This is a genomic window from Actinomadura sp. NPDC049753, assembly GCF_040674655.1.
Taxonomy (GTDB): domain Bacteria; phylum Actinomycetota; class Actinomycetes; order Streptosporangiales; family Streptosporangiaceae; genus Spirillospora; species Spirillospora verrucosospora.
In genome coordinates this window covers 22,055-29,238 of sequence record NZ_JBFARL010000101.1, presented here as the reverse complement: position 1 = coordinate 29,238, position 7,184 = coordinate 22,055, and the positions used below count along the sequence as shown (strand labels likewise).

Sequence of the window (7,184 nt, the reverse complement as noted above, 5' to 3'; positions counted from 1 at the left end):
GCGGGAGGAGGTCGCCGAAGGAGCGGTCCTCGACCACCGCGGCCCGGACGATCTGATCGACGAGAGGCTGGAGCGACATACCGGCGCCGGGCGGCCGTCCTTCCCGCCGGTGAGGGCGGAGCCGGTCATCCCTTGATCGCGGTCCACGCCTGGGTCCACTTGGAGTAGTCGACGCACTTGACGTTCTTGCGCCCGTCGAGGCACTGCGCGATCGGCGTCGTCCAGAAGTGCACCTGGGAGAAGTAGTTCTCGTCGGTGGCGTGGAAGGTGTCGCAAAACTTCTTGTCCGCGGTCTCCTGGCACGCCTTCGCGTTCGCCGGGGCCTCACCGAACCACTCGGCGACCTGCGCGTTCGTCTTGGGGGAGACGATCCAGTCCATCCACTTGTAGGCGCAGTTGGGGTGCTTGGCCTTCGCGCCGACCATCCAGGTGTCCGACCAGCCGGTGGAGCCCTCCTTGGGCAGGGTCACCTTGACCGGGGCCTTCTCGCCCTCCGCGAGGTTGGCGATGACCTGCCAGGTCGTCCCGAGGACGGAGTCGCCGCTCTTGAACGCCTGGACCTCCTTGGTGTAGTCGGACCAGTACTCCCCGATGAGCCCGCGCTGGGTCTTCAGCAGCGCGACGGCCGCGTCGAACTGCTTCTGGTCGAGCGCGTACGGGTCCTTGATGCCGAGTTCGGGCTTGGCCGTCTTGAGGTAGAGCGCGGCGTCGGCGATGTAGATCGGCGAGTCGTAGGCGGTGATCTTCCCCTTGTACGGGGAGTTGGCGTCGAACACCGCGCCCCACGAGTCGGGGGCCGTCTTGACCTTGTCGGTGCGCCACATGAGCAGGTTGGCGCCGCGGCCGTGCGGGATGCCGTAGGCGACGTTGTTCACCGAGTTCCACGGCTTCATCTTCAGCCCGGCGAACACGTCGGCGTAGTTCGGGACGAGCCCGGTGTTGACCGGCGCGACCGTCCCGGAGGCGATCAGCCGCAGCGAGGCGTCGCCGGAGGCGGAGACCGCGTCGTACTCGCCGGTCTTCATCAGGGTCACCATCTCGTCGGAGGTGCCGGCGACCTTGGTGTTGACCTTGCAGCCGGTCTGCTTCTCGAACGGGGTGACCCAGTCGACCTTGGGGTCGTTGGAGCCGTCCTCGGCGTACCCGGCCCAGGCGACCAGGTTGACCTGGCCCTCGCCCTGGCCGAGCGACTGCTGCATCGGCACCTTGGGGACCGGGAAGGCGCCCTGCCCGGCTCCGGTCGCCTTGTCGCCCGAGTCGCCGCCGCAGGCGGCGGCCGCCAGTCCGATCGCCAGCGTCGCCGCGGCGGCGGCCGCCATGCGCGTGGACCACCTGGGGAACTCCTGATTGTGGGGGTTTTTTCGGGGGTTTGTTGGGGTGGCTCAGGGGGTGGGCGCCGGCGTGGAGCCGGCGCCCGCCAGGTGGAACTCGTGCGCCTCGTGCCAGCTGATCCGGACGCGTGCGCCGCGCCGGCCCATCACGTCCATGGAGGAGGTCCGCAGGTTCTGCTGCAGGGCGACGATCCGGCTCCCCGACTCCAGGTCGATGACGAAGCGGGTGACCGCGCCCGCGTAGACGACCTCGGCGATCGTGCCGAGCGCCTGCCGGTCCCCCGCATCCGGCCCGTCGTCCCGCGCGTCTTCGCCGTCCATGTGGACGGCGATCTTCTCCGGCCGCACGCAGACCTCGCCGATGCGGTTGGTCGTCCCGACGAAGCCGGCCACGAACTCGGTGGCGGGCCGCTCGTACACCTCGGCCGGCGTGCCGACCTGCTGGACCCGGCCGCCGTCGAGGACCGCGATCCGGTCGCTGAGGGTCAGCGCCTCCTCCTGGTCGTGGGTGACGAACACGAAGGTGATGCCGGCCCTGCGCTGGATGCTCTTCAGCTCGACCTGCATCTCCTCGCGCAGCTTCAGGTCGAGCGCGCCGAGCGGCTCGTCGAGCAGCAGCACCTTCGGCTCGTTCACCAGCGCCCGGGCGAGCGCGACCCGCTGGCGCTGGCCGCCCGACAGCTCGGCGGGGCGGCGCGCCCGCATCCCGTCGAGCCGGACGCTGCGCAGCGCCTCCAGCGCCCGCTCCCGGCGCTCGGCCTTCGGCACGCGCCGCACCTTCAGGCCGTACTCGACGTTGCGGAGCACGTCGAGGTGCGGGAAGAGCGCGTAGTCCTGGAAGACGGTGTTGACGTCACGGTCGAACGGCGCGAGCCCCGTCACGTCCCTGCCGCCGAGTTCGATCGTTCCAGCGGTCGGTCGCTCGAAGCCCGCGATGAGCCGCAGCACGGTCGTCTTCCCCGACCCGGACGGGCCGAGCATCGAGAAGAACTCGCCGTCCCTGATGTCGAGGTCGACGCCCGCCACCGCCTCGACGGCGCCGAAGGCCTTGCGCAGATCGCGGATCCTCACCGCTGAAACCGGCATGACCGAAAACATATGGAGTCAGAGGTTTAAGTTCAAGTGATGTTCCGGTATCACTGTGTCGACACCGGGAGGGGGCCCATGGACAGCGCGCACCTCGTCGTGTTCGCTCCCGTCGACAACACCGCGCGGGTGCACGCGGTCGTGCGGCGCCTGAGCGACGCGATCGCGCTCGGCCTCCTCGCGGACGGCGAGCAGCTGCCCAGTGAGACCGACCTGTCGGCATATCTCGGTGTTTCGACGGTCACCCTACGCGAAGCACTGATGGCCTTGCGTCAGCAGGGGCTCATCGAGACCCGCCGGGGCCGCGGCGGCGGCAGCTTCGTCAGGGCTCCTGCCAGGGCGTTCGACCTCGACGAGCGGCTGCGTTCGCTCAGCGCGGAAGAGCTCCGCGATCTCGGCGACCACTACGCCGCCATCGCCGGGGCCGCCGCCCGGCTCGCCGCCGGGCGGTCGCTGCCCGGCGACGTCCGGCGTCTGCGGCGGTCGCTGGAGGAGCTGGCCGGGGCGGAGCCCGGGACCGGGACGTGCCGGCTGGACGGCCGGTTCCACCTGGAGGTCGCCGCCGCCTCCCAGTCCGGCCGGCTCACCCGGGAGGAGATCCGGCTCCAGGCCGAGATCGGGCCGCTGGTCTGGGCCGTGCACGAACTTCCCGAACGGCGCGAGCGCGTCGCCGCCGAGCATGCCCGGCTCGTCCGGGCGATCGAGGCCGCCGACGGCGCCGGGGCTCGCGATGTAGCTGAAAGTCACGTCTCGAATGCGGTAGAACGTCTGATTGAACGACGGCTCGCACTCTGAGACCCCGAGGGGGACCCATGCCCGCCGAGCCACCGGCCGTCGGCGCGGCGGCGGCACACGTCCGCGCGACCCTGGACGGCGTGTTCACCACCGTGGCCCAGGTGCGCGACGCGGCGGCGCGGCGCCTGGAGGACGTCCACCACGCCGGGCGCGCCCCTGCCCGCGACGACCTCGCCGCGCTGCGCCCGCTGCTGTTCTCCCATCTCGGCCCGCTCGTCTGCGGCCTGGGGTTCATCGCCGCGCCGGGCCTGCTCGCCGACGCCGCCTGGTACCTGGAGTGGTGGCAGACCGGCCCGGCCGGGCGGCCGTCCCAGCTGCTGCGCGACCTCAACCCCGAGAGCAGCGTCCTGTACGACTACACCGGCTGGGAGTGGTTCACGGGGCCGCAGAGCGGTGCGGAGAAGACCGTCTGCGGTCCCTACGTCGACTACCTGTGCAGCGACGAGTACGTCCTGACCCTGTCGGCGCCGGTGCGCGTGGACGGGGCGTTCGCGGGCGTCGCGGCCGCCGACGTGTTCGCCCGGACGTTCGAGAACGAGATCGTGCCGGCGCTGCGGGAGATCCCCGCGCCCGCGTTCGTCGTCAACGCCCCGGGCCGCGTGATGGCCTCCAACACCGCCAGCTGGCCCCCGGGCGCCGTGTACCGCGAGCTGCCCGGCTACGCCGCCCGCCCCTGCGGCGGCGGCATCGACCGCGTCGCCCTCGTCGTCGGCGGCTAGCCGCGCGCGGGCGCGGTCCCCGGGCTCAGTCGGCGTCGGGGAGGCCGAGGGAGAAGGCCTGCTCCAGGTCGTGCTGGGAGTAGGTGCGGAACGCGATGTGCGTCTCGGTGCCGACGATGCCGGGGACCTTGTTGATGCGGCCCGGGATCACGTCGTTGAGCTCCTCGTGGCGGCGCACCCGGACCATCACCATGAGGTCGTGGTCGCCGGTGATGGAGTACACCTCGCTGACGCCGTCCAGCGCCGCGATCGTCTCGGCCACCTCGTGGATGCGCGCGACGTCGGCCTTGACGAACACGATCGCAGTGACCACTGCACCCCTCCCCACAGAAACGGACCCTCCGACCCTATCGGGGCCCGGCGCCGCGAGTGCGGGGGGACGCCCCCGGGAGCGGGACGGTCGCGGGGGGTCAGCCGCCGCTCAGCGCGGCCAGGCGGTGGGCCGGGCCGGCACGGCGGGCCAGGAGCGCGAACACCACGCCCGCCACGAAGCCGTAGATGTGCGCGGTGTAGGCGACGTTGCTCTTCTCGTCGCCCAGGGACAGCCACTGCAGGACGAACCAGTAACCGAGCACCACCCACACCGGCAGGCGGATGAAGATGACCGGCGGCACCCAGCTGACGACGCGGCCCCGCGGATTGAGGATCACGTAGGCGCCCATCACCCCGGCGATCGCGCCGGACGCGCCGATGAGCGGGACGGTGGAGTCGGGCGAGGTCCACGCGAACCCGTAGACGGCGACGAGCCCGAACACCAGGTAGGCGAGCAGGTAGCGCCATCGGCCGAGCCGGTCCTCCACCCCCATGCCGACGACGAACAGGAAGACCAGGTTGCCGAGCAGGTGCATGGCGCTGGAGTGCAGGAACATCGAGGTGAACGCCGCCGTCCAGGGCGCCTTGCGGAAGCCCGACGGCCCGCAGTCGTGCACCACCTCGGTCGGCAGCGGCTGCTGGTCGCCGGTGGTCAGCTCCTTGGGCACGGCTCCGTACTCGTACGTGAAGTGCGTCGCCCTGCACTCGCGGACCGAGCCCTTGCCGTACCAGGCGGCGAAGTTCGACATCGGGGTGATGAGGAAGACCACCACGTTGACGGCGATCAGCAGGTACGTCACCCAGGGGACGCGCCGCGCAGGCTGACTGTCGTAGAGAGGCAGTGCCATGCGGGGTCGTCCTCCGGTTGCCGGGTGTACACCGTCACCTTAGTGGGCGGCCGGGCCCGCGACGGGCACCGTCGGGCCGCTCGTAGCTCCGGTCGTAGGCCTTGTCGATCCACTCGCGCAGCCCCTCGGCGCCGTGCAGCGGGCACGTCCACGGGCCGTCGACCTCGACCAGGCGGACGCCGGGCAGGTCGAGCCAGCGCAGGACGCACTCCATCTCCTCGGCGGTCGCGCCCTGCGAGGCGGGCGCGCCGAGCGCGACGCCGCCGGGCGCCTCTCCGGAGGGCGGGAACACCGTCTCGGCCGTCGCGATGAGCGCGTCGACGTAGGGCCGGGGCCGGGCGTTCGGCGGGACGGTCCCGGCGGCGGCGAGCCGGCCGTAGCGCACGACCGACAGCTCCCATCCGCCGTCGAAGGCGGGTCGGGCGGCCACCAGCTGCGGCAGCCGGGCCAGCGCCGCCAGACGCTGCCCGCGCGCGGCGGCCCGGACGAACGCCGCGAGCCGGTCGCGCTGGGCGGCGGCCTCCTCGTAGCGCAGCTCGGAGGCCAGCCGGTCGATGCGGACCTGCGCGGCGGCCACGACGGGCCGCACGTCGCCCTCCATGATGGAGCGGGCCGTCCCGGTGTGGACGGCGTAGGCGTCGGCGGACTCGCGCCCGTCGCAGGGCGAGCCGCAGCGGCCCAGTTCGGCGAGGGCGCACGAACGCGCCTTGCCGCTCTCCACCAGCCGCAGGGTCAGCCGCTGGGTGCACTGCCGCAGCGGAACGGCCTCGTGCAGCGCGGCGCGGGCCTCCTCGGCCTGCCGCCGCGAGGAGATCGGCCCGAGGTAGCGGGCGCCGTCGGCCCGGCACTCCCGCACGATGGACAGCCGCGGGAACGGCTCCACGGTCAGCTTCAGCCAGATCGCCCGCTCGGGGAACTTCGAGCGGCGGTTGTAGCGCGGCTTGTGCTCGGCGATCAGCCGCAGCTCGCGGACCTCGGCCTCCAGCCCCGTGGCGCACACGATGGTGCGGACGTTCTCGGCGAGGCCGACCATCTCCCGGACGCGCCGGCGTGTCTCCGAGCCGGTGAAGTAGCTGCGCACGCGCGAGCGCAGGTCGCCGCTCTTGCCCACGTAGAGCACCTCGCCGGCGTGGTCCTCGAACAGGTAGACGCCGGGGGTGGAGGGGACGTCGTCGGCGAGGTGCCGCTTGCGGCGCTGCTCGGGGGTGGGGGCCTTGGCGAAGCCGCGCATCTCCTCCAGCGAGGTGACGCCGAACGAGCCGAGCCGCTCGATGAGGCCGTGCAGCACCTCCACGGTGGCGCGGGCGTCGGCGAGGGCCCGGTGCGTCGGCTCGTTGGACGTCCGGAAGAAGCGGGCCAGCGTGCCGAGCTTGCAGTTGGGCACCTCGTCGCGGGACAGCACGCGCCGCGCCAGGTCGACGGTGTCGACGACGGCGAACGCGGGCCAGGCGTAGCCGTTCGCGGCGCACGCGGCCTTGAGGAAGCCGATGTCGAACGAGGCGTTGTGCGCGACGAGGACGCAGCCGCGCGCGAACTCCAGGAACGCCGGCAGCACCGACTCGATCCGCGGCGCGGCCGTCACCATGGCCGTGGTGATGCCGGTGAGCGCGGTGATGAACGGCGGGACGGGGCCGCCCGGGTCGACGAGCGTGCCGAGCTCGCCGAGCTCCTGTCCGCCGCGCACCTTCACCGCGCCGATCTCGGTGATGGCCGAGTCGGCCGCCGAGCCGCCGGTGGTCTCCAGGTCGACCACCACGAAGGTGACGTCGCGGAGGGGGGTGCCGAGGTCGTCCAGGGTGCCCTGGACGCCGTGCCCCTGGACGCCGTGCCCCGGGGCCCCGTGCCCCTGGGCTCCGCGCCCTTGGACACCGTGCGCAGCCGTCATGAGCGCGACCGTAGAGGACCCCACCGACAGAACTTCGTGCCGCTAGGGTTGGGGGGCGCCGGGACGTCCCGCCGGGCGGGGGCCGTGAGGACGGGCGGGAGGCATCCCGCCGAGGGCCGGGCGCGATCCGTCCGATCGCACGTTCGCCCCGGTTAGGGCGTACCGCGCTCGGGAACACACAGCCCACCGGCGGCGCAGCCCGGAAGGA

At 72.5% G+C, this 7,184-nt stretch carries 7 protein-coding genes; 2 read left to right on the top strand and 5 right to left on the bottom strand.

The features are described 5' to 3' along the window. Positions 1-125: 125 nt before the first annotated feature. Both AB0K37_RS24450 and AB0K37_RS24445 read right to left on the bottom strand, forming a co-directional pair. Complete coding sequence (locus AB0K37_RS24450) at positions 126-1,319, bottom strand: ABC transporter substrate-binding protein (RefSeq protein WP_363984815.1); 1,194 nt, start codon at positions 1,317-1,319, stop codon at positions 126-128. A 63-nt stretch (positions 1,320-1,382) separates the two neighbouring features. Next, positions 1,383-2,417 (bottom strand): ABC transporter ATP-binding protein, encoded by a 1,035-nt coding sequence (locus tag AB0K37_RS24445; protein ID WP_363984813.1) that lies wholly within the window; start codon positions 2,415-2,417, stop codon positions 1,383-1,385. A 78-nt stretch (positions 2,418-2,495) separates the two neighbouring features. Here AB0K37_RS24445 and AB0K37_RS24440 point away from each other — a divergent pair, with 78 nt between their 5' ends. Together AB0K37_RS24440 and AB0K37_RS24435 are read left to right on the top strand one after the other, a co-directional pair. Then, a complete protein-coding gene (locus AB0K37_RS24440; RefSeq protein WP_363984811.1) occupies positions 2,496-3,212 on the top strand; it encodes an FCD domain-containing protein in 717 nt (238 codons plus the stop codon). Positions 3,213-3,229: 17 nt separating this feature from the next. Continuing rightward, the gene (locus tag AB0K37_RS24435; protein ID WP_363984809.1) at positions 3,230-3,931 is read left to right on the top strand and encodes a cache domain-containing protein; all 702 of its coding nucleotides are present in this window, start codon (positions 3,230-3,232) and stop codon (positions 3,929-3,931) included. Positions 3,932-3,956: 25 nt separating this feature from the next. Here the strand turns inward: AB0K37_RS24435 and AB0K37_RS24430 are convergent, their stop codons facing one another. From AB0K37_RS24430 to AB0K37_RS24420, 3 genes are all read right to left on the bottom strand, one after another. Beyond that, the gene (locus tag AB0K37_RS24430; protein ID WP_345186143.1) at positions 3,957-4,244 is read right to left on the bottom strand and encodes an Lrp/AsnC ligand binding domain-containing protein; all 288 of its coding nucleotides are present in this window, start codon (positions 4,242-4,244) and stop codon (positions 3,957-3,959) included. A 97-nt stretch (positions 4,245-4,341) separates the two neighbouring features. Beyond that, the gene (locus AB0K37_RS24425) at positions 4,342-5,091 is read right to left on the bottom strand and encodes a rhomboid family intramembrane serine protease (protein ID WP_363984806.1); all 750 of its coding nucleotides are present in this window, start codon (positions 5,089-5,091) and stop codon (positions 4,342-4,344) included. Positions 5,092-5,125: 34 nt separating this feature from the next. Next, positions 5,126-6,976 (bottom strand): DEDD exonuclease domain-containing protein, encoded by a 1,851-nt coding sequence (locus AB0K37_RS24420; RefSeq protein WP_363984804.1) that lies wholly within the window; start codon positions 6,974-6,976, stop codon positions 5,126-5,128. Between the last annotated feature and the right edge of the window lie 208 nt (positions 6,977-7,184).

Excerpts from the sequence above, each read along its gene's own strand:
- AB0K37_RS24450 (WP_363984815.1), bottom strand. The coding sequence starts at position 1,319 with ATGGCGGCCGCCGCCGCGGCGACGCTGGCGATCGGACTGGCGGCCGCC.
- AB0K37_RS24445 (WP_363984813.1), bottom strand. The coding sequence starts at position 2,417 with ATGCCGGTTTCAGCGGTGAGGATCCGCGATCTGCGCAAGGCCTTCGGC.
- AB0K37_RS24440 (WP_363984811.1), top strand. The coding sequence starts at position 2,496 with ATGGACAGCGCGCACCTCGTCGTGTTCGCTCCCGTCGACAACACCGCG.
- AB0K37_RS24435 (WP_363984809.1), top strand. The coding sequence starts at position 3,230 with ATGCCCGCCGAGCCACCGGCCGTCGGCGCGGCGGCGGCACACGTCCGC.
- AB0K37_RS24425 (WP_363984806.1), bottom strand. The coding sequence starts at position 5,091 with ATGGCACTGCCTCTCTACGACAGTCAGCCTGCGCGGCGCGTCCCCTGG.
- AB0K37_RS24420 (WP_363984804.1), bottom strand. The coding sequence starts at position 6,976 with ATGACGGCTGCGCACGGTGTCCAAGGGCGCGGAGCCCAGGGGCACGGG.